General features: G+C 64.4%; 15 protein-coding genes. 8 read left to right on the top strand and 7 right to left on the bottom strand.

Going from position 1 to position 20,359, the window contains the following annotated elements:
* Nucleotides 1–25 precede the first annotated feature (25 nt).
* From KA354_03605 to KA354_03590, 4 genes are all read right to left on the bottom strand, one after another.
* Entirely contained in the window at nt 26–1,222 is a 1,197-nt protein-coding gene (locus KA354_03605; protein ID MBP7933714.1) for an exo-alpha-sialidase, read from the bottom strand.
* Nucleotides 1,219–2,535 carry a hypothetical protein gene (locus KA354_03600; GenBank protein ID MBP7933713.1) on the bottom strand — a complete coding sequence of 439 codons (1,317 nt, stop codon included), beginning with the start codon at nt 2,533–2,535 and terminating at the stop codon, nt 1,219–1,221. Before KA354_03600 ends, KA354_03605 begins: the two co-directional genes overlap by 4 nt.
* Before the next feature lies 1 nt (nt 2,536).
* Nucleotides 2,537–3,847 (bottom strand): PHP domain-containing protein, encoded by a 1,311-nt coding sequence (locus tag KA354_03595; GenBank protein ID MBP7933712.1) that lies wholly within the window; start codon nt 3,845–3,847, stop codon nt 2,537–2,539.
* 148 nt (nt 3,848–3,995) lie between these two features.
* Complete coding sequence (locus KA354_03590) at nt 3,996–4,703, bottom strand: PEP-CTERM sorting domain-containing protein (GenBank protein MBP7933711.1); 708 nt, start codon at nt 4,701–4,703, stop codon at nt 3,996–3,998.
* 654 nt (nt 4,704–5,357) lie between these two features.
* Here KA354_03590 and KA354_03585 point away from each other — a divergent pair.
* Nucleotides 5,358–6,491, top strand: coding sequence for a hypothetical protein (locus KA354_03585; protein ID MBP7933710.1), 1,134 nt, complete (start codon nt 5,358–5,360; stop codon nt 6,489–6,491).
* 30 nt (nt 6,492–6,521) lie between these two features.
* On the opposite strand, the gene KA354_03580 is transcribed toward KA354_03585, so the two are convergent.
* On the bottom strand, nt 6,522–7,622 hold the full coding sequence (locus tag KA354_03580; GenBank protein MBP7933709.1) for an HDOD domain-containing protein: 1,101 nt from the start codon (nt 7,620–7,622) through the stop codon (nt 6,522–6,524).
* A 239-nt stretch (nt 7,623–7,861) separates the two neighbouring features.
* Here KA354_03580 and KA354_03575 point away from each other — a divergent pair, with 239 nt between their 5' ends.
* A complete protein-coding gene (locus tag KA354_03575; GenBank protein ID MBP7933708.1) occupies nt 7,862–8,092 on the top strand; it encodes a hypothetical protein in 231 nt (76 codons plus the stop codon).
* A 121-nt stretch (nt 8,093–8,213) separates the two neighbouring features.
* Here KA354_03575 and KA354_03570 read toward each other — a convergent pair whose 3' ends face one another.
* Together KA354_03570 and KA354_03565 are read right to left on the bottom strand one after the other, a co-directional pair.
* Entirely contained in the window at nt 8,214–8,708 is a 495-nt protein-coding gene (locus KA354_03570) for a hypothetical protein (protein ID MBP7933707.1), read from the bottom strand.
* Nucleotides 8,709–8,754: 46 nt separating this feature from the next.
* Nucleotides 8,755–10,140 (bottom strand): Gfo/Idh/MocA family oxidoreductase, encoded by a 1,386-nt coding sequence (locus tag KA354_03565; protein ID MBP7933706.1) that lies wholly within the window; start codon nt 10,138–10,140, stop codon nt 8,755–8,757.
* A 526-nt stretch (nt 10,141–10,666) separates the two neighbouring features.
* On the opposite strand from KA354_03565, the gene KA354_03560 reads away from it, so the two are divergent.
* The 6 genes from KA354_03560 (at nt 10,667) to KA354_03535 (ending at nt 20,358) form a co-directional block, all read left to right on the top strand.
* A complete protein-coding gene (locus tag KA354_03560) occupies nt 10,667–11,548 on the top strand; it encodes a hypothetical protein (protein MBP7933705.1) in 882 nt (293 codons plus the stop codon).
* A 163-nt stretch (nt 11,549–11,711) separates the two neighbouring features.
* Nucleotides 11,712–13,316: a hypothetical protein gene (locus KA354_03555; protein MBP7933704.1), complete on the top strand. Its 1,605-nt coding sequence runs from the start codon at nt 11,712–11,714 to the stop codon at nt 13,314–13,316.
* Between the two features lie 119 nt (nt 13,317–13,435).
* Nucleotides 13,436–16,975 (top strand): protein kinase, encoded by a 3,540-nt coding sequence (locus KA354_03550; protein MBP7933703.1) that lies wholly within the window; start codon nt 13,436–13,438, stop codon nt 16,973–16,975.
* Nucleotides 16,972–18,810: a hypothetical protein gene (locus tag KA354_03545; protein MBP7933702.1), complete on the top strand. Its 1,839-nt coding sequence runs from the start codon at nt 16,972–16,974 to the stop codon at nt 18,808–18,810. The genes KA354_03550 and KA354_03545 overlap by 4 nt, the downstream gene beginning before the upstream one ends.
* A 10-nt stretch (nt 18,811–18,820) precedes the next feature.
* On the top strand, nt 18,821–19,717 hold the full coding sequence (locus KA354_03540; protein ID MBP7933701.1) for a sigma-70 family RNA polymerase sigma factor: 897 nt from the start codon (nt 18,821–18,823) through the stop codon (nt 19,715–19,717).
* Nucleotides 19,718–19,986: 269 nt separating this feature from the next.
* Complete coding sequence (locus KA354_03535) at nt 19,987–20,358, top strand: isoamylase early set domain-containing protein (protein ID MBP7933700.1); 372 nt, start codon at nt 19,987–19,989, stop codon at nt 20,356–20,358.
* The last annotated feature ends 1 nt before the right edge of the window (nt 20,359 follow it).

Raw genomic sequence — 20,359 nt, 5'->3', positions numbered from 1 at the left:
GAAGATCATCACCCGACGGGCGGTATTATCGGGGGTCGCCCTGACGCACCCACGCTTCGTTGAACGCCACATGCTTCATGCTCTTGCCCGCGTCAACGAAGTAGCTGTAGATGCAGTGGATCATGGCCTCACGGCCCTGAATCACGGCCGGGTAGTGGTAGGATCCCCTGGCATGCCGTTCCAGGTGCCGGGTCCATTTCCAGGATCGCCCCTCGTCTTCCGAAAGCGAGACCGCCAGGCTGTTGCGATCCCGGGTGGTGTCGTTGTACACCAGCAGCCAGCGGCCGTTGGCCAGCCGCACGCCGTCAATGCCCGCCCCCGGGTTGGGCAGTTCGGTCGCGCCCACGGCCCCCCAGGTCATGCCGTCGTCCCGGGATTCCGATACGCGGATCCGCTCGATCGGACCATTCTCACGCATGTAGGCCACCAGCGTGCCGTCATTACGCCGCAGCACCGTCGGCTGGATGCTCCCGAAACCGGCCAGCGGCCGACTCGCCCGCCAGGTCTTTCCTTCGTCATCACTGACCGCCATGATCCCCGCCGAATAGGTGTCGGAGTAGAGTGGCAGAAGGATCCGTCCAGAGGGAAGAACTGTCGGCTTGCACCGCGGTTGCCAGCCCAGTCGGCTGTAGAGCTTGTCGCCAATCCGGGCCTTGAGCGTCTCGATCTTGACGCCGGTCCGGGCATCGTCCGGAAGCGCCGCGCCGGACGCCTTCAGCCGGGCCTCCAGGGCCTCGGTCATGATCTCCCGGAAGCCCTCCGGCTTCAGCAGGATGTGACCCTGCCATTCCCATCGGGGCGGACCCTCCCCAAGGTAGTCGCTGGAGATGCGGTACTGGGTGAGGCACGACTCCCAGGAATTCGCGATAATGACCGGCCAGAACAGCCACAGCCGGCCCCGCCGGTCAATGTGCATGGCGGTGTTGCAGTCAGGAAAGCCCGGCGTGTCGGCCATGAGGAACGCCTCGCTCCACGGGTCGCCGCCTTGGCGGCGTCGGGCCCCGTAGACGACCACGTCATCCGAACTCCGCTCGCCCGAGCCGCGATACCACGAGGCCAGCAGGTCGCCGTTCGCGCACTCGACAAGCCCGGGGGCATGGTTGTGCTCCGCCCGAAGAGGAAAGACCAGCTCGCCCCGATGGAACGGGTCCTCCCCGTTCGCGATCGATGACAGACTCGTCGCACCGGTGACCGAGAGCAGGACCCAGAGAATGTGTCTCACGGCTTGTCCTTTCCAATGATCCGAAGAGTGGTGGACAGATAGAGCGAGCGCCCGTCGATTTCGTAGAACACTTCACCAAAGGCGGCCGCAAAGCCCGCCTGCGGTCGCGGCAATTCGTAGACATACTCGTCGCCCGCGGCCTCGACCGCCTCGTCCGTCCACACCGACTGGCGAAAATCGCGCGTCTCGGCCCGGGCCTTCCAGGCGGAGACCCGCGATGGCTTGACGTCCGAACGAAGAGTGATCCGCAACCCGCCGTCGCTCTCCTTCAGGTCCCATTCCAGCTTGGGAAACTTCATTCGTCCCGAGGCCTTCAGCGCAAACGCCGACATGTCGGCGATCAGTCGCACAAAGTCGTTCAGGCCATGCCCGCTGTTGGGAATGTAGAGAATGTACTTCTCACCCTCCAGGGCCGGATAGTAGAGATTCAGGGCGTCCAGCGGCCAATAGCGGTCATTGGTCCCCAGCAGGATCAGCTTGGGCATCCCCAACTGCCGGCGGTAGGCGTACGGGTCGACGATCGCCAGCAGCTTGCGGCCGGCTTCAGTATCGAACATGTCGGTCAGACCCTTCTCCGAGTAGTCGCGAATCTGCTCGCTGTACCCTCCAAAACTCGCCCTCTGCAGCTTCATCTGCTCGGCCATGTTCAGCGTGTCGATCACCATCGGCGCGATCGCCTTGACCCGCTTGTCCGACGCCCCGGTCAGCCAGGTGGTCCAGCCGCGCTTCGACGCCCCGGTCACGATGAACTCCTTGATGCCCATCTGCCACTCCTTCTCCACAAAAGCCTGGACCGTGTCCATGGCCCGAACCGCCGACTTGGTCATGGGCAGCAGCAGCGGCCAGTCGGCCTCCCCGGAGGCGAGGTACTCCTTGAAGGTGTATGAAATCAGGGCGTCTTCTCTCAGGTTGTCAAACAGCGGCTGGAAAGGAACCTGTCGTACCACGGCCACAGGCATCCGCGCCCCCGCGGCAATCGCCAGGCCGATCCTCAGTTCCTTGGAGTTCTTGTCGAACTTCCGCGGCTCTTGCCCCTCCTTCCAGCTGCCCCCGGCAATGATCAGCAGGGCCTGGGTGGCCTTGGCCGCATTGTCCGGGCGGATCACGACCATCTCGTGCTTCCACGCAATGCCTCGCCAGGTCTGCGAAGTCATCAGCAGCTGGGCATACTTCGCATGCTCGCCGAAGACGCCGTCCTCCAGCTTGGACCAGGTGTAGCTCTCGTCCGGCCGGGTCACGTAATCGACCAGCCCGGCATGCAACGGAGAGCAGAGCAGCATGGCAGGCAACCACCACGTGTTCCTTCGAGTCATGTCACTTCTCCTTCAGCGGTTTGTCGGTCAGGTAAATCGGATTGGTGATCACCCAGGGCCAGAGCTCGCCGGCCAGGGGCAACCACGCTTCCAGACGGTAAACACCCGGCTTGGGATTCTCCAGGCTCACCTGGCTCGCCAGGTGACTCGAGAACAAGCCGCCGTCGCGTATGATCCTGATCTCAGCCTCGAGCGGTAACTCGGCCCGGAGCCGCAATCCTGGGGCCAGCCCAATGCGGTCCCCCATCGTCCCCACCGGCTTCCCTTCGGCCTCGGCCCAGAAACCAAAACCCCGCAGCGGGGCGATGTTCTCGAAGGCCAGGACGATCCGCCCCTCACTCAGCCCCTTCCGCACCGCACGCGCGTTGATCTCGCCAATCTGAAGATAAGTACCCACGTGCCGCATGCTGATTTCATAAGGGTCCAGGAGCCATTCGACGATCGACGTGGGCCGGTCCGGCAACTTCGTGTGCCCCAGAGCGGCCAGCAGCGCCTTGCCGGCCACCCCGTCGTTCCTCCAAATGACCTCATCGGCCCCATCCCGGATCTCAACTCCTCCTTCAGGCAGGGCCAAAACCCTGAAGCCCTGGTTCTGGTGGCTGTCGTTGGCGGCCACCCCCGAGAAGGGAGCCTCCAGGGTGAACCGGTCGTATCGGGCCATGAAGCTGGCCGGGTAATCCAGAAACGACTCAAACGCCGCCTCCGGGTGCTTCATGATGGCCGGTAAGTTGAGAATCAGGGCACTGACCAGTCGCTTGATGGGTTCGTCTTTCGCGTCACTGTGGGTGTTGTAGATCTCCATCCCCGCGAAGCTGGATCGGCCCAGGCTCGGGACCCCTTCGGGATGCGAGATCAGTCTGAGGTCCGGCTCGCCCCCGGACCCCGGCCAGAGCAGGACATGAGCTTCCTCGATCCCGGCCAGAAACAAGACGCCCTCGTGCCACCCCTTGATGTTCTCGGCGATCACATCGGCCGTCTCGCTGGGGTGCTCGGTGAGGCCGACGATCTTGGTCCCGGTCGCCTTGGCCGCAGCGATGATCTCCGCCGACGTGCCCTTGCTGTCGTGTGACAGCCGGCTGTGCATGTGAAACGTGCCGCGGACCAGCGGGTAGGGGGAAACCACCCGCTTGAGCCGGGCCGCCAGCGCCCCCCGGTCCCGGTCAAACCGCTCTAGCCGTGGCAGCGACAGCCGCTCGAACACCGATGAGCGCACCGGACGGCTGGTAGCCTGCGCGGCGGAAACCTCAACGCCGGCAGCACACGCCGCCCCGGCCAAGACCGCGTTCAACAGGAATACGCCGACGAGCATCATGCTCGATGGTATCCGCAGACACCCCAAGGAACAAATGAAGCGAACAGCCCACTCGGCGCGGGCTGTTCGCCTTCCCTGCCCCCTCCTCCTGTCGATGCGATCGCTGAATCCCAGTCACTCACCAGGATCCGCGCGAGACACCATGCTCTTAGCGACGACGCCGCAGCAGGCTCAGCCCGGCCAGGGCCAGAAGCCCCAGGCTCGCCGGTTCGGGCACCACCCGGCCATAGATGTTGACCGTGTAGATCAGGCCGCCCTTGTACGCAACACCTTGGATCTGCGATTCCAGTTCGCCCAGGCCGGCAACGCCCAGCCAGTCCGCATCCGACACCCGGATCGTGAACGGGCTGTTGAACGCACTGGTCGGAGCCCCCGGATCCGGGAACATCTGCCAGCCATCGTCCAGCGTCGGCGTCCCGCCATTCAGAGACATCCAGATGTTCTTCTTGACGTTCGTGCTGATGGTGCCGGCGTAAACATTGGCCGCCTCCGCCGCCAAGGTCGTCGACGGGATCGCCAGTTTGTCCGAGTTGAAATCGATGATCCCGAAATCACCCGCCGCGATGGAGTACGTCGCCCCCGGCATGGGCGTGACCGCCAGCGGGGCAGTGTTGACCGCATTGACCGTGTCCAGTTCGGCAAGCACGCTCCAGTCGCGGGTATTGTAGGCCCCGGACGCAGTACCCAGCTTCAGGCTGTACGTGCCAGTCAGAGGGCTCGTGGCGGGGGGGTTAAGACCCACCGCGACCGCGATCGACGATTTGGCCGGGTCGATCACGAATGAGTACGTGTCCAGCGCAACCACCGGAGCGGCCACCAGGGCCAGCGCACAGACTGCAGTGATGAATCTCAGCATCTCGTTTCTCCTCCCGCAGAATGGAGTCGGTCGGAGTGCTCGTGCTCCGACATCACTCGGTATACAACCGTTCCTGGAGGCACATTGCCCCAGGCCGGACGAACGACTTGCTCGTGACAGGGCAGCTTCTTTGCCCCAAGACCCCCCTCGACACCTGAAAGGTAGACTCAATACATGATACGCCGCATGCTACCGTATGTCTAGCATAACGCGCCCAGGCTGGCAGAATCAAGGTGCATCCGCCCGCGGCTATCCAGGCCGGAGAGCATGGCGTTTCGCACTCCCTGATCGGTCTGACCGTCGGCCTCGGCTCAGATGAGCACAGGGTGCGGCGAGAGCTTTCCTCCCACCCTCGACCTGGGATGCTTCTGATCATGCCGAGGAACCGCCAAGCAACTCCCAGGAAGCCCCTCGGCGAGGCCCCTTCGGCTTTGGAAAGGCTCGCCCGTAACGCGGCCAACGCAGAATTCCTCTTGCCCATAGGAGCTTTCGGTTCTAGAATTCGACTAGGGTAAGACTGCAGGCCCCGACCTGAGGTCGCGGACCAGGGTGGGCTGTCTGCCCGCCACCGGGGGCGGTCGCGATGACCAGCAACTCCGCCTTGCCCCGAGCCGGCCTGTGTCGCCTACACGTCGCAGAAAGGGAGGAAGTCGCATGCGGTTCGAACACCACACCTGTACGCTAGTGGTATTGACGGGTATCCTGGGCCTTTCGTTGCCGGCCCCCGGCGCCGATTGGACGCGTGATTTCAACGACGGCACACTCCAGGACCTTGACGTCTTCGATTACGCGGCGTATCTCGTCGGTCTCACCGGCTTCACGCCGCTGAACGTGGACAACGCTGCCCGCGTGAAGTTCGTCACCGGCGACATCAACCCCTTCGACGGCACGCCTATCGAGGACATCGGTGGCCTGTACGACCCAGACGACATCTTCGCCGACACCGACGCCAAGGTGCTCATCAAATGGTCCAACAATCCCCTCTACGCGACGCTCAACGCCACCAACACCAAGGGGATGACGCTGGGCATGGGCGTACGCCTCAACATGCTCCAGTTCAAGGGCTACCTGGTGGGACCAACCAATACCGGCGTCCTGGCCATGACCAAGCTCATCCCGGTTGACTTCCAGGACTTCTGCCAGGCCCCGGACGTCGGCGAGGTCACCATTCCCAACCACGACGTGACCAAGAACTGGTGGCTTCGAGCCCAGGCCTTCGATGTGGCCGGCGGAGTCCGGGTGCGAGCGCGTACCTGGATGGAAGGCACCACCGAGCCGGAGGAGTGGCAGATTCAGTGTACCGACCGGGAGGATCCCTACCCGTCCGGCGGCGTCGGTCTGGTCGCCCAGGAAGACGGGCCGACCACCAACAGCAATGACATGTCCTGGGTCGATCTGGATGACTTCTCCGCCCGTACCATGCCCGAAATGCAATGCTACAACAACATCGACGACGACGGGAACGGGCTGACCGACTGCGCCGATCCCAACTGCGCCGGCACTCCGGCCTGCTCCTGCCGCGATCCTTTCGCCGATCTGGATGGTGACAGCGACGTCGATCAGGTGGACTTCGGCCTCTGGCAGTTGTGCTTCTCCGGCCCCGCGGGCATCCCCTTCGATCCCGATGCCTGTGCCTGCCTAGACCGTGACGACAGCAATGCCGATCACCTGTTCAACCCCCCGGACGACGGTGACGGCGACGTGGATATGGACGATTTCGCAAAGTTCGCCGCGTGCTACAGCGGTCCGGGCATACCGGCCGACAAGGCCTGCGATAACGTCAACTGAGTCGCCGCCGATGATCCGAACACAGGTCGATCAGTCACTGTTCATCGCCAGGTCAAGCATCTCCGGCAGAAGCACCAGCGTTTCCTGGAAGCGGGGGTTCGTTCTCAGATCGAGGTAGACGGAGCCCGGCATTCCTAACAGGTCGTATGGCAGCCGGGGCGAGTACTCCAGCAACGAAACCACCGCGTCCGCTAACTGGATCAGCGCCCGTTGAGTGCCATGCTTGCCCGTCAGGCCCTCCTCGCGGTGATGATCCTTGATGACCGCCCCAACCTGCGGGGGCAGCTGCCAGTGTTCGGCAATCATCTCGCCCATCAGTTCGTGGTATTCCTGGCAAAGATAATCGAACAGCCCGTCGGGAACCGCCTGGCCCGTCTTGGCGTGAACCTCGCAGCAGCATCGCAACACCACAACCTTGCCGATATCATGCAGCAGGCCGGCCAGGAAAGCATCCTCCGGCTGGGAGTTGATGGTGTCCGCCACCGTGGCCATGACGTAGGCCGAGGCCAGCGATTCCCGCCATAGCAACTCCCCTCGTGAACGCCCGGCCTTCCCGCCGACAGCCAGGGTCACGTTCTTGACACTCTGGCTGATCATGAACGCCCGGATGCCACGCATGCCCAGCCGGACCACCGCGTTCTCGACCGTCGTCACTTTCGCCAGACCACCGTACGCCGCAGAGTTCGCACGCCGCAGCAGGTCAGCCGACAAAACCTGGTCCTGGGCAATCAGTCGGGCAATCTCCCGCAGGCTCGTGGCTTCGCTGCGACTGAGCATCAGGACCTGTTGCGGGATACGCGGCAAGTGGGGCAGTTCAATGTTCGGGTCGCCCAGGGCCTGCTCCAGGGCAGTCAGTACCCCGGCTTCGATTCCACCCGCCACCCCACCCAATACCGGCTTGTCCAGACGCGGCGCCCGAACAATCAGCCCGCCTTCCGGCCGCCACCAGCAGGATCCCCAGGGGCCCTCCTCCGCAGGACGCTCCGCCGCCGCCGCCACGCGGGGACTCGGTATGACCTCGACCGGTTCGGCCTCGACCACGGCCGTGCCTCCCCCGGCCTCGATCGCCACCGGGCCGTCGTCGCTTACTCGCCCCGTCCACCAGTCCGATATTCGTGCCCAAAACGCCACAGCCGCGACTCCCCTAGGACGCCTTCACCCCGTTTTTTCACCCGTCACGCAGCATGGCCATTGTCAGTGTACATGAGACGCGACTAGGCGGGGCTTAGATGCCCCTACGATGGCCGCTTTCTGTATCGGATGCGAATCGTCGCGGTTCAGCTTCTTTTTACCCAGCCGCCCCGTTATTTGGCCGATGCTTGGTGTGTGATCAGGTTCTGTCCGTGTCCGCCTTGAGGAACCGAAAGAATATGGAGTTCCGCATCAACCTTCCGGTCGAGGTCAATCAGGTCGAGGATACCATCGTGGTCCGCAAACCCGTTCTCCTGCAATTGGTCTACCAGTCCGGACGCTGGCGAGCCCAGGCCGAAAACCCCCCCGTCCTGACCGATTTCGTGGAGTCAATGGAGGAGGCCATCGTGGCAGGCATCAGGGAAGCCCTGGTCGAGCTCCGCGTCGGAGCACCTACCTCCCTCGGCTGAACCGCCGCCTTCCCTCCGTCCGAGGCCACTCCCTGGCCCAAAACGGCACCCCCCGGCTCTAGGAGTCCCTGTCCCCAGAGAATGCCTCAATCCTGATGAGCCACACGGTCGCCGCCGCACCTCAGCCCCCAGCCGCCTTCACCCTCGTCTGTCGGCACGGCTTGAGCTTCTCGTCCGGCAGGCCTGGCACCTCCACGCCCCGAATTCGCAGTGACACGGCCACCGCCGCTTGGAACTCCGGCGGTGCGGCGGCCAGACCAGCTTTCAGGGCGACTAGAGACTTGTCCCCAGGTAAACGCTCCAGCACCATCCGGGCGTCTTCCCGAAGATCGGCCTCGCTGAGCATCGCCGCAACGGAGTCGACACACTCCTCCCCGGCGATCTCCGAGAGCATCCAGATGCACTCGCGGCGGACAACGACCGGTTGATCCTTGCCCGTCAACCGCAGCAGTGCACCGGCCACCGCCCGGCATTGCTCTTCGTTTCCCGGCCGGCCGACACGCCGGACCATCTCCCATAGCTGTCGCTTGCCCGCCCGCGCGGTCTCGAAGTCCTTGTCCGCCAGCTTCTTCGCCAGCTCGCCAATCGCGGCCGGTTGAATCGCCTGCTCTGCCATGTCTACGCCCTCGTGCGAAAGCCCTTCTTGCCTGCCCGCCCACAAATCACAGATGATACGGGTACCGCTGCGGCCGGCCCATCATCCGCCGAGCCTGCTCGTCGTTGACGATCTCCATCTTCGCCTGGTCCCACTCGATCTTGCGACCCAGCAGAAACGCCAGGTTCCCGAGAACGCACAGGTTGGACACGCCAACCGCGGCCTCGATGTTCATGATCGTCTTCTTCCCGGTCTTGATGCCCTCAAACCAGTCCTCCTTGTGGCCCGGACTCCTGTAGACCTCCTTGGCACCCGCCGGCGGCTTCCACTCCCGGGCTTTACGCTCCGCCCACGTGCCCCCGTCACCACCCCAGTGGGTGAACGTGCCCTTGTCACCACGGTATACCGCGCCATAGCCCGGCCGCTCAATCTTCGCCTCGCCGCCCTTACGCTCCTCCGCTGCAGGCATCGCATTCTCGTGCTGGTTCCAGGTCAGGATCCAGTCCGGATTCTTGAACCTGTAGGTGACTTTCATGTCCACCGCCGCATCCCACGTCCCCTTGGTCGGGGCCGTGCCCGTCGCCTCCACGCTCACCGGACCACTGCCGTCCGCGCCCATCCACCACATCGCACAACTCATCACGTGGGCGCCGCGGTCGCGGATCTGACCCCCTCCAGACTCCATCATCCATCGAAACGTGCCGTGGCAACAGTGAGCATTGTACGGCCGCCAACGCATCGGCCCGAGCCACAGGTCGTAGTCCAGCTCAGCAGGCGGATCAGTGTCCGGCACCGGCTTGTCGTCCACTGGCGTGGGATAGTGATAGCAGTCCACGCGGTCGATGTGACCAATGTTGCCGTTCACCAGGTAACGGTGGGCAAGGTAGGCCTCGGGCTGCGATCGACCCTGCGAGCCGACCTGCACGGCGATCTTGGCCTTCTTCGCCGCCGCGATCATCGCCTTGCCTTCCTCGATCGTGCAGCACGCAGGCTTCTCCACGTAGACGTGCTTGCCGCACTCCGCCGCGTGCACCGTCTGCAAGGCATGCCAGTGATCCGGCGTCGCAATGACCACCGCGTCAATGTCCTTCCGCTCCAGAATGTACCGATAATCGCGATAAACGTCCGCCTGCCTGCCGGCCATCTCCGAAGCCTTGCGCAGCCGCTCCTCATCGACGTCGCATACCGCCGCGATGTTCACTTCACCACGCTTCAAACGCGAAACCATGTCCGACAGGTGACCGCGGCCCATGCCCCCAACACCGATGTGGGCGAAGGTCAGCTTGTCATTGGCCCCCGCGCGGCCGGCCGCCCCCAGTACGTGCGATGGAACAAAATGAGGGAACCCGACCGCGGCTCCGGCAGTGCCGATAGCCTTGAGCACAGTACGACGCGCGATCCTGGTCCGGCAGTTGGTCATCGTGAAGACCTCTCCCTTCGAGTCATGAGGCATCTTCGCGCCACAGATGGGACCGAGCACTCCATCCCAGCTCACCCGCGGCGGATTGTCACCTCGAAGTGTACCCGCGGCCACCGAGACCGCAAGTCACCGCCGCGCCCCAGAAGCCAATCACCCCGAGACCACGAAAGCCCAGGCGGCCAATCCGCATCCCGGGGTAACGAGTCGGGGTGGGAACGTCCTGAGACCGCTTCCGCGACTCCTCCCCCGAAGACGAACCCATGCGCGAGTCGTTTGACAACATCGGCCCAGCCCGAACCGCCCCCCCCGTTCTTCCCTGATCGCCGGTCTCACATCTCTTGGACCCGCCCTGACGGTCACGCCACCGCCCATGCCCCGCCCAATGCCCGTCCCATTCGCCTCCCAAACGACCTACCCAGAGCCCGCGACGCAAGAACCGGCCAACAATCTTGCAGGAATCCGGAAATACGTATCCCGCCCAATCGACCATCCCTGTGTGGCCCAGAATAGGCCCGTAGAAAACGGTGACTCATAACCTTTTGTGGCAAGGAGATTTGCGATGATTATGCGGGTAGTCAAGTACGGAGCGTGCGGGGTGGCCGGCGTGTGCTTGGTCGCTGGGATTTTCTTCGGCGGCGACGCGTTCAGCTACTTGTCCAGTTCGGCCAAGTCGGTTCAGACCGCGGTCAAGGACTCGGTGCCCATTGAGTTCGAACTCCAGCGGGCCCGCGATCTCCTGGACGACATCCTGCCGGAGATGCAGGCCAACGTCCGTCTCGTCGCCCAGGAAGAGGTCGAGATCGCCGGCCTGAAATCCGACATCGACCAGAGCCGCAAGGCCGTCGCTGAGGAGAAAACGCGAATCGTCCGGCTGCGTGACACCCTCGGCGTGGAGAAGGCCAGCTACTCACTGGGCGGCTTCGATTACTCCCGCCAGCAGGTGAAGGAGGAATTGGCCCGGTCCTTCGACCGCGCCAAGGAGGCCGAGGTCGTACTCGCCGGCAAGCAGCGACTGCTCGAAACCCGTCAGAAATCGCTTCTGGCCGCCGTCCAGATGCTGGACAAGACCAAGGCCCAGAAGGCTCGCCTCCAGGACCAGATCCAGGGCCTCGAGGGCCAGTATCGCCTGGTGAAGGCCTCGTCAGTCGGCTCTAATGTGCAGTTCGACAACAGCAAGCTGGCTCAAACCGAGAAGCTCATCGGCCAGATCCGCAAACGCCTCGACGTCGCCGAGCGAGTCCTGGCCCACCAGGCCCAGTTCGTCCAGCCCATCGCGGTCGACGTGATCGATGAGAAAGACCTGATCGACCAGGTCAACGAGTTCCTGGCCCCCGCCACCAAAGCCGATACCGTCAAGACCGTCGAATCGTCCTGCCCGAGCACCCGCCCCGCAGCAGGCTCGGCCGCAGTAGTCATGGTTCCGGAACGCGCGCCAGACTAGTTCATATGCGGCGGCACGGGTCCCAGCGGTCGCGGTGGTCGCGGCCGCCGACCCGTGCGATCCTTCCAGACGATTCAGACGATCACCGTAGTGGTATACTTAGGCGTGATGTGGGCCGAGACTGTCTTCCTGAATGGACTGACCCAGAGGCGGAGTGGATCCCGTGCTTATCCTACGGATTCGACAAGCTGAGACCGCCCTGAAGGACGGACGCCTGGACGAGGCCTTCCAGTTGGCCTGCTCCGATGACGTGCGGGCTCACTATCGCGGCCAGCAGATGATCGGCCGCCTGACCCGAGCCTTGATCGAACGCGGACGGGCTCATCTGGCGGAAACACGCTGGCAGCAGGCCCTCGCCGACTGCGAAAAGGCCGGCAAACTCGGCGGCAACCTGAATGAGGCCGCGGAACTCCGGGCGGCAATCAACGAGGCGATGCAGGCCGATCAACGCGAGCAACATCGCCGGGCGGATGCCCTCGCCGCCGCTCGCCAGCACTTGGAGAACGGCCGGCTTTCAATGGCCGAAGGACTCCTCGACGGTATGGACCAGGACGCAGTCAAGGTGGCCGCACTCCGCGAGAAGGCAGCGACCGCTCGGACGCGGGCTGAGGCAGCCCTCGACCGAGCCGACGCCGCACGCACACGCCAGGATTGGGACGCCGCCATGGCCGCCCTGGTTGAGGCCCGACAGGCTCATGCAACCAATAACCGACTCGACGGCTTGGTCACCTCGGTGAGCGCCGAGGTCCTCCGCTTCGTCCGCTCCTCCATCCACCAGGGACGGCTGGATGTGGCTGGCACCCTGGTCGAACGCCTGGCCCGTCTGATGGGCGAGACCATCGAGGTCAGCGAACTACGCGGCGTCATGGCCCAATGCCGGCAGGCTGCGGACCGGATCGAACGCGGCGAATTCCGGCGGGCAACCGAGGTGCTGCGACGCCTGAACACCGTACTTCCCGAGGCCGCCTGGATCGGACCATCCCTGGACGCGCTCCAGCAGACCGCCGAGCGGCTCGAACAGGTCCGCGGCGGACCCTTGGGCCTGCTCATGGTGGCCACCGGTACGCTGCCCGCGGAACCACCGCCCGGTAGAGCCGCCCTACCGCTGAACCCGCGTCATCAACGACCCGGCGGTGCCGACCTGGGAGAGACCCGGCTCACGCCAACACCCGGAACGGCCACCGGACTGCCGCCCCAGTTCCTCCTCCAGGTGGACGGCGTGGGCGGCTTCCTGGTGGTTCGCGGCCACCGCGTCACCCTGGGACCGGTGAGCTCGTCCCAGCGACCAGACATCGGCCTGATGGCCGAGCCCGACGCCCCAGTGATCACCATCGAGCGGAACGACGAGGACTACTTCCTGGTGGCCCAGCGGCCGGTCGCGGTCAATAATGCACCAGTGACCCGCAAGCTCCTGGCCAACGGCGATCAGATCGCCTTGTCGCCTCGCTGCCGGATGCGGTTCGTACGCCCGAATGCGGCCAGTACGTCCGCTATGATCGAATTGCATGGCGCTCGCCTGCCACGCGGCGACGCTCGGCGGGTGATCCTCATGGATCGTTCCCTGGTGCTTGGCCCGGGAACCACCGCTCATGTGCGTATCGACCAGCTGCCCGAGCCCCTGGTGCTGCACCTCCGCGACGAACGCCTGCTCTGTCAGGGCAACGCCGAAGTGCTGGTCAACGAGACCCCGGTGGATGCCGCCGCGGGCATCCCGATCGGGGCCAATGTCCGCGCCGGCCCCGTGTCGTTCGTGGTGACGACCGTGTGAGTAGGCCCTGCGCAACCACGGCCGCGCGGATCACGAGAGTTGTTCCGAAAACGAGAGGTTGGGAATAAGGCCGCCTTCTATGCGGTGTGCGGTGTGGGAAAAGTGATGGAAGAATACCGATGACAGCATTCCGCTACAAACACGGCGATCGCCCCCTGGAGGGTTACACCGTCCAGCGGGCGGTGGGACGGGGCGGCTTCGGAGAAGTCTACTACGCCCTGAGCGACAGCGGCCGCGAGGTCGCACTCAAGATCATCCAGGGCTACGAGCAGATCGAACTCCGCGGCGTCTCCGCCTGCATGAACCTCAAAAGCCCCCACCTGATCACCATCTTCGACGTCAAACATAACGCCGACGGCGATCCCTTCGTCATTATGGAGTACGTCTCCGGCCCCTCCCTCCGCGAACTCATCGACCAGTGCCCGGCCGGCGTCGGTACCCAGAAAGCCGCGTTCTTCCTCCGCGAAATCGCCAAGGGCCTTACCTACCTGCACGACCAGGGCATCGTTCACCGCGACCTCAAACCTGGCAACATCTTCTACGAGGACGGCTACGTCAAGATCGGCGACTACGGCCTCAGCAAGGCCATGAGCGCCAGCGTGCACAGCGGCCAGACCGTCACCGTCGGTACCGTCCACTACATGGCCCCAGAAATCGGCCAGGGTCGCTACGACCGCGGCGTGGACATCTACGCCCTCGGCGTCGTGCTCTACGAGATGCTCACCGGACAGACACCCTATCTGGGTGCCTCGCCCGGCGAAGTACTCATGAAGCACCTCGCCGGTGAACCCGACTTGACCGGCATCGAGGAGCCCTTTGCCACCGTGGTCCGAAGGGCCATGGCCAAAAACCCCACAGACCGCTACCAGTCAGCCCAGGAAATGGTCGAGGCCGTCTTCGGCGCCGAACATGTCCGCAACAGCGTATCGGTCTTCCGGCCGGAAAGCCTCTCCATGGTCGCCGAACGCATCGGCCAGAAGGTGACCGCCGGCGGCCCAGGTTCCTCCGCCGAGCACACCGGCGCTCGTCTGGGTCAACCGGCACCGGGCCCAGATCCCGCCGGCGGAACCGGCGAAGGCTGGGACGAGTTCGGCCGGCGAATGGATGAGTTCGGCCGGCGGATGGGGCAGTGGGGCGAACAGTTCGGCGAACGCATGGCCCAGGTCGGCACCCGCCTCAGCGATCGGCTCAGCGGACGGCCGACACCTCCGCCTCCTCCACCACCCCTCACTCCCTTGCTTCAACCAAAGAGGGTCGCGGATCCGGCCCGCGACCCCCTGGACTGGAATCAACGCCGCCTGCTCGGCGTCCTCACCGCCGCCATCGTGGCCGGTGGCTCCGGAATCCTCGCCAGCTCGATGGGCTCCGCAAACCCCCTCTGGCTGCCGTTGTTCGCTTTCGTGGCGATCATGGGCGCCGCAGGCGGGGTCATCGTGGCCCAGGCCAAGTTTGCCGCCAAGCTGGCCGGGGAAAGCAGCTTCGTCCAGCGACTCGCTTTCGGCGGCACCGCCGCCGTTGCCGGCCTGTTGTGCACCATGCCCTGCCTCTTCGCAGCCCAGAAGTCAGGAATGGGCGAAAGCCCGGTGTGGTTCATCGCCTTCAACCCGGTCATTATCGGCGCCTTGGGCGTGGTCGTGGTCTTACGCACGAAACAGCTCAAGTCCGGCGAGAGGCACCGTCCAGACTTCGGTCGATTGATCTACATCGCGCCTCTGGTGGTGGCCATGCTCCTGCCGCTGACCGGCCTCCTGGGCCCGTTCGGCAGCCGCAGTTCAGCATCCTGGATTCTGCAGACAACCCTGCTGGCTACCCTGCTCAGCACCGGCGTGGCCCTGTTCCTGGTCAATTGGCGACGGCACGTCGCTGCCGGTCGGCCGGAAAGACTCTCCCTCGGAGCCGCCTTCTGGGCCGGTCTGATCGCCTGGATCGCGGCCACGATCCTCGACGGCAATGCCACTTTGGCGGGAGGAATCATGGCCGGCGTCGCACTCGTCAGCCAGGTCCTGGCCCCCTTCGATCCGTCCGCACACCATAGCCTCGCCGCGGCCTCGACCGCCACAGGTCAGGCGGCTTGGAGCCCAACTGCCGACCGAGCCGTCCACCAGGCCCCGCAACCCGCCCCGGCCACCCACGACAAACGCCTTTCGCCCCCTCCTCCGCCCCCTCCGGCAGCCGACACCTTCGGCGGACGAGTGCTCGCCGGCCAACCCCACCATCCGGCCGGCTACGGCGCCCACATGCTCCCCAGTTGGGCACGGGGACTGTTCCTCCTCGCGTTCGCCTTGCTCAGCGGAACAGGCCTCATGCTGTTCTGCTTCGCGGGGATCGCCCGCTTGTCCAGCGATGAGGTGGCCATTGCCGTCGCAGCGGGCCTCGGCGCCTGCATGTTCGCCCTCTTCTGCCTCGTGCGAGCCGTGAAGAACACCTATCGAAGCGCCTGGAGCAGCTTCATCCGCCCCGTGCTGCTGATGCTGTGCGCCTTGACCGCGCTGACCTCCTTATGCTTCATAGCATCCATCAGCCGTCTGAGCGACGATGAGATGCTGATCGGCTTGGGCTTCATCATCTTCCCCTCAATCCTGTTCATCGTCCTGGCGTGCATCCCCGATCGAACGGTCAGTAACCTCTCCGCAAACGCGGTCGCCCTCGCGACCCCGCCCTATGTGCCCAATGCGCAAGGCGCCTCTGCACGACTACGCTTGTGGGCCCTGCTGCTAGCCTGCGTCGGTTTCTTCTGCCCCCTGTGTGGCCTCCACCGCTTCTACGTCGGCAAGGTCGGCACGGGACTGATCTGGCTGTTTACCTTGGGCTTCCTGGGCGTCGGTACGCTGATCGACGTCATCATGATCATTGCCGGCAGCTTCACCGACCGGCACGGCCTGCGACTACTGGCCTGGCAGAGCCTCGATGAGCTCGGCAAGTACCCCGCATCCGCCCATCCTGTACCCCACGCGCCCACGCCCGTACCACCCCCGACGCCGGGGCCCACCATCGAGCCCGCCGCGCCTGCCGCTCCCGTTCCGCCCGAAATCTGGCCGCAGCAGGCCCTGGCTACGGGCCTCGCCCCTCTGCCCCAACCGGCTCGTCTGCAGACCAGCCCCCGTCCTCGCGGATTGACCAATCCACTCCTGGCCGTGATCAGTGGCTTGGTGCTCCTCGCTGGCTTGGCCGTCAGCTTCCTGGCGGCCATCGATCTGCCCGCACTGATCGCCGCCGGTTTCCCCGACCCCTCTCTCGCCACACAACTGACCCGCGATTTCGGCAACTACACCGGCTGGCCCAACCTGATGGAGCGAGCCTTCGTCGCCGTGGCGTGCGGCATCATGGTCTTCGCCATGCTGTTGACCCTGATCGCCCGGCGACGGGCGGGCGCCGCCCACGTCGGCCGGGTCATCCTCGCCTACACGGCGTTTCTCGGTTGCTTCCGTGCCCTCACCGATGTGATGGGAGCAGTCAACTGGCCGCCGATCGTGGATATGTTCAACCACGAACGCGTCGGACCGGCCATCGAAACCGCCCTTGGCCAAATGGGCCGTGCACAGGATTGGATGATGTGCGGCGGTCTCCTGTTGGCCGGATTGATCCTGCTCGGTTGGCCAGAGTCCCGGCGCAAAACCCACCCCGTGCCCGGCGACCGATCTGAGGAGGCCCTCTCATGACCTCAAGCTTCAGCACGGTCGGAATACCCGGGGCCCTAGAGTTGCTGGTGATCGGTGTGATCGTCGGAGCGGTCATCCTCGTCATCGGCCCCCAGAAAGCCCGCACCGCCCTAGGCGTCGTCATGGTCGCCGCCGTAACCATGGGCCTGCTGTGGTTCGTGGCCGTGCCGTATGCCAGTCACGTCTCATCCCTGCCGGGCAGTACCGTCCGCTCCACCCTCGGGCCGATGAGCGTGACCATCGAAGGAGTCAGCTATCCGTCCGACAATCCGATCGCGCCCGTTTCGCCCAGCCTGGAACCGCCCCGGCCCGCAACTCCGCACCTGCCCGTGGCACCAACGGGCCCGGACATGCCCAGGTTTCCAGGCGGCGAACACTTCGGATTCAACCACCGCTCCCTGCCCACGAGCACCGTGGGAGGTACCCGCATGAACCTCATGATTCTCCCTCTGATCATCCTCCTCGCGGTCATCGCCGGACTGGTCGCCCTCTTCATCCGATCACGCCGGCTCGGGCGAATCGTCATCGGAGTGGTGGCCGGTATCCCCCTCCTCCTCTTCTTCGCCGTCTTCGCCTTCCGAACGAGCACTTCGCATGAACGCATCCGCATGGTCGAGAGTATCCGCGACGAACTCGGCCTGGACGGTGCCCCCCTTCGAGAACAGGTCTCCCAAGACGCGGCCGCCATTCGTGAAGACGTCCGGGCCCAGGCCGCCGCCGTGCGGCAGCAGGCCAGCCGGGAGGCCGAGCGGGTCAGGAGCCAGATCACCGCCAATGGCCCCCGTGTGAACGGCCCCAAAACCACCGCGGTAGAGTGGACGCCCAGCGAACAGCATGCCTTCGAGGCCGACCTGTACCCGTCAAAGCAATCCGCCACCGTGGCCCTCGCTCGCCACTCCCTGAACCAGTTCCTCGCCGAACTCATGCCCAATGAGACCCTGCGCGTCGTTCATCTCTCCGTGTCCGAAGACCTCAACGGCGCTATCCTGGACCGCATGACCCAGCAAATCACGCAGCAAATCAACCTGGCCGCGTCGGTGAGGTCGCCGTCACGACCGCCAGGAACACCCCTCCAGGTGACCGTGGATGCGGTGCACGCGACAGCTTCAGCACCCGCCGATTCACCGTCACCCACACCGGGCGCCATGACCATGCGGTTCGTGACCACTAGGGACCTGCCCCCCGAGCAGTCGGCGAACAGCGAGGTCGGCGAGATTCAACTGACCCTGCGCACCCAGGGTGGCGAGCTGGTCCGCACCGCACGATTCGTCAACGCCCCGTGGACCGAGGACTTCACCCGGTGGACCCAGCAGGGCCCGGGCACATGGGTCCTGGGCGAATCGGATCAACTGTGGCCGACCGAAGACCAGGCACGGGCCGACGCCTTCCAGCGGGCCGCCGAAGGCATCGAACGGCACTTACGCGACTACATCGCTAGGACCGGGCGATATACGCCAGTCTCGGTCTTCGCCGAGCGACCGGGCTGGCTCAGCAACCAGATCACCGGCGAACTGCAGAGCGGTTCACTCGTCAAGACCGAGTTCAACCAGGGCTTCGAACGCCCTTACGGCAAGGTCTATCGTCGCGCCGTCCTGGTGAAGCTGCCCCCGGAACATCTCCAGAAACTGGCGGATCGGTACTACCGCCACGTCGACCAGGTGCGGGAGACCTGGGGCCGAAGCGCCAAGTCCAGTCTGGCCCTCCTGGCCCTGATCTTCGTCGTGTACTTGGTCTTGAACGCGGCAACCCGGGGTTACTACGTCTGGGTGATGCGGACCGCGGCCGGTGTCGCCGCAGTGATTGGTGTTGTGGTCATTCTGATGTGTGTGGCATAATGCCCCCGAGATGAGCGAACTCAGTCAGGCGGACGAGTACTTGCTGGATCAGATCCGGCATGGCGCCGCCCAGGGGTGGTCCGAACTGGTGGACCGATACCAGGGCCGGCTCCTGGCCTTCGCGCGCCAGAAAGTTCGTCAGGCGGCCGATGCCGAAGACCTGGTCCAGGATACCTTCATCAGTTTCCTCAAAGCCCTCCCTAACTACCGCCGACAGGCCGGCCTCGAGACTTTCCTCTTCACTATCCTCCGGCACAAGATCATCGACGCCTTCCGCGGCCGTAAGGACAACGCTTGCCTCCTCGTAGATGTCCTCAAGGGAGACTCCGGGGACCCACAGGAGGGCTCGGATATCCAGATGGCCGACTCCGTGGCGACGGCCAGCTGGTACGTCCGCCGTGACGAACAGCACCATCAACAGCGGGAACTCCTGACCACCGCCCTCCGCGAACTCCTCGACGGGTACAAGAAATCGGGCAATTTCCGCGATCTCCAGGTCGTGGAGATGATCTTCTACTGCCAGCTCCGCAACAAGGACGTGGCCGATGTGGTCGGCCTGGACGAGAAACACGTGGCCCTCATCAAGCATCGCTGCCTCGGTCGCATCCGCGATCGCGTCCTGCACGGCACGTCCGGCTTCGACTCCGATCCCCCCGACCTCCTCCTCAGCGAAATCTGGCAGTCCCAGCGGCTCAGCTGCCTGAAACGCAGTACCATCGGCGCTTACCTCCTCGCCACCCTGGAGCCGGATTGGCGAGCGTACATCGCTTTTCACCTCGAACGGCTGGGCTGTCAGTACTGCCTCGCCAATCTGAAAGACCTGAAGGAACAGACCAAGGTCGAAACCACCCGAGCCCTCCGCAATCGCATCATGGAATCTACCATCGGCTTCCTCAAGAGGTCATAACCCGCGCTTTGTGCAAGGTTTCTCCCTTTCTCATTTGCCCCAGGTCCGAGAATGTGGTATGATTGGTGCGATTGGCGAGCGAGCGCGCCGGCGTGCCGGCTGCGTCCATGGGAGAGTGCTGCGGTCCAAGGTCGCATCCGGTCGGGACCGGTTCAGCAAAAGTTCCTCATTTGCGTTCCTGCCTGACCAGATGCCCCTGAGTGTCCAACGCGAAGGCGTGCGCTACAATGGAAGAGGCGCAGGTGCGGGGAAAGACAAGGAGGTTGCCCATGGTCTGCCAGGTCTCAGGAGGAGAAATCGAATTCCGGTTCTTCAGGCCGGAGGCTAATCAGGTCTTCCTCGTCGGCGATTTCAACGGCTGGAGCTCCGCCGGCTTCCCTATGGCTCGCCTTGAGAATGGCGACTGGACGTGCCGCCTGACCTTGCCCGACGGTTCCTACCAATTCAAGTACCTCGCCGACGGAGAGTGGTTCCTCGACTACGCCGCCTTCGGCCTTGAGCACGGCCCCTACGGCATGAACTCCGTCGTCATGGTAACGTCCAAGCCAGCTTCCTTACCAAAGCCGCAGTGCCAGCCCCCCGCCCGCAAGGTGCGTCGTCCGGCATCCGCGTCACGAAGACTGGCCCAGCCCGCAGCATGAG

It is taken from the genome of Phycisphaerae bacterium (assembly GCA_018003015.1).
Classification (GTDB): Bacteria; Planctomycetota; Phycisphaerae; order UBA1845; family PWPN01; genus JAGNEZ01.
The sequence above is the reverse complement of the archived record's forward strand: the minus strand, read 5'-3'. Positions and strand labels throughout refer to the sequence as shown.

Coding starts and splice junctions, on each gene's coding strand:
- KA354_03600 (MBP7933713.1), bottom strand. CDS start 2,535: ATGACTCGAAGGAACACGTGGTGGTTGCCTGCCATGCTGCTCTGCTCT.
- KA354_03595 (MBP7933712.1), bottom strand. CDS start 3,847: ATGATGCTCGTCGGCGTATTCCTGTTGAACGCGGTCTTGGCCGGGGCG.
- KA354_03590 (MBP7933711.1), bottom strand. CDS start 4,703: ATGCTGAGATTCATCACTGCAGTCTGTGCGCTGGCCCTGGTGGCCGCT.
- KA354_03585 (MBP7933710.1), top strand. CDS start 5,358: ATGCGGTTCGAACACCACACCTGTACGCTAGTGGTATTGACGGGTATC.
- KA354_03575 (MBP7933708.1), top strand. CDS start 7,862: ATGGAGTTCCGCATCAACCTTCCGGTCGAGGTCAATCAGGTCGAGGAT.
- KA354_03570 (MBP7933707.1), bottom strand. CDS start 8,708: ATGGCAGAGCAGGCGATTCAACCGGCCGCGATTGGCGAGCTGGCGAAG.
- KA354_03565 (MBP7933706.1), bottom strand. CDS start 10,140: ATGCCTCATGACTCGAAGGGAGAGGTCTTCACGATGACCAACTGCCGG.
- KA354_03560 (MBP7933705.1), top strand. CDS start 10,667: ATGATTATGCGGGTAGTCAAGTACGGAGCGTGCGGGGTGGCCGGCGTG.
- KA354_03550 (MBP7933703.1), top strand. CDS start 13,436: ATGACAGCATTCCGCTACAAACACGGCGATCGCCCCCTGGAGGGTTAC.
- KA354_03545 (MBP7933702.1), top strand. CDS start 16,972: ATGACCTCAAGCTTCAGCACGGTCGGAATACCCGGGGCCCTAGAGTTG.
- KA354_03540 (MBP7933701.1), top strand. CDS start 18,821: ATGAGCGAACTCAGTCAGGCGGACGAGTACTTGCTGGATCAGATCCGG.
- KA354_03535 (MBP7933700.1), top strand. CDS start 19,987: ATGGTCTGCCAGGTCTCAGGAGGAGAAATCGAATTCCGGTTCTTCAGG.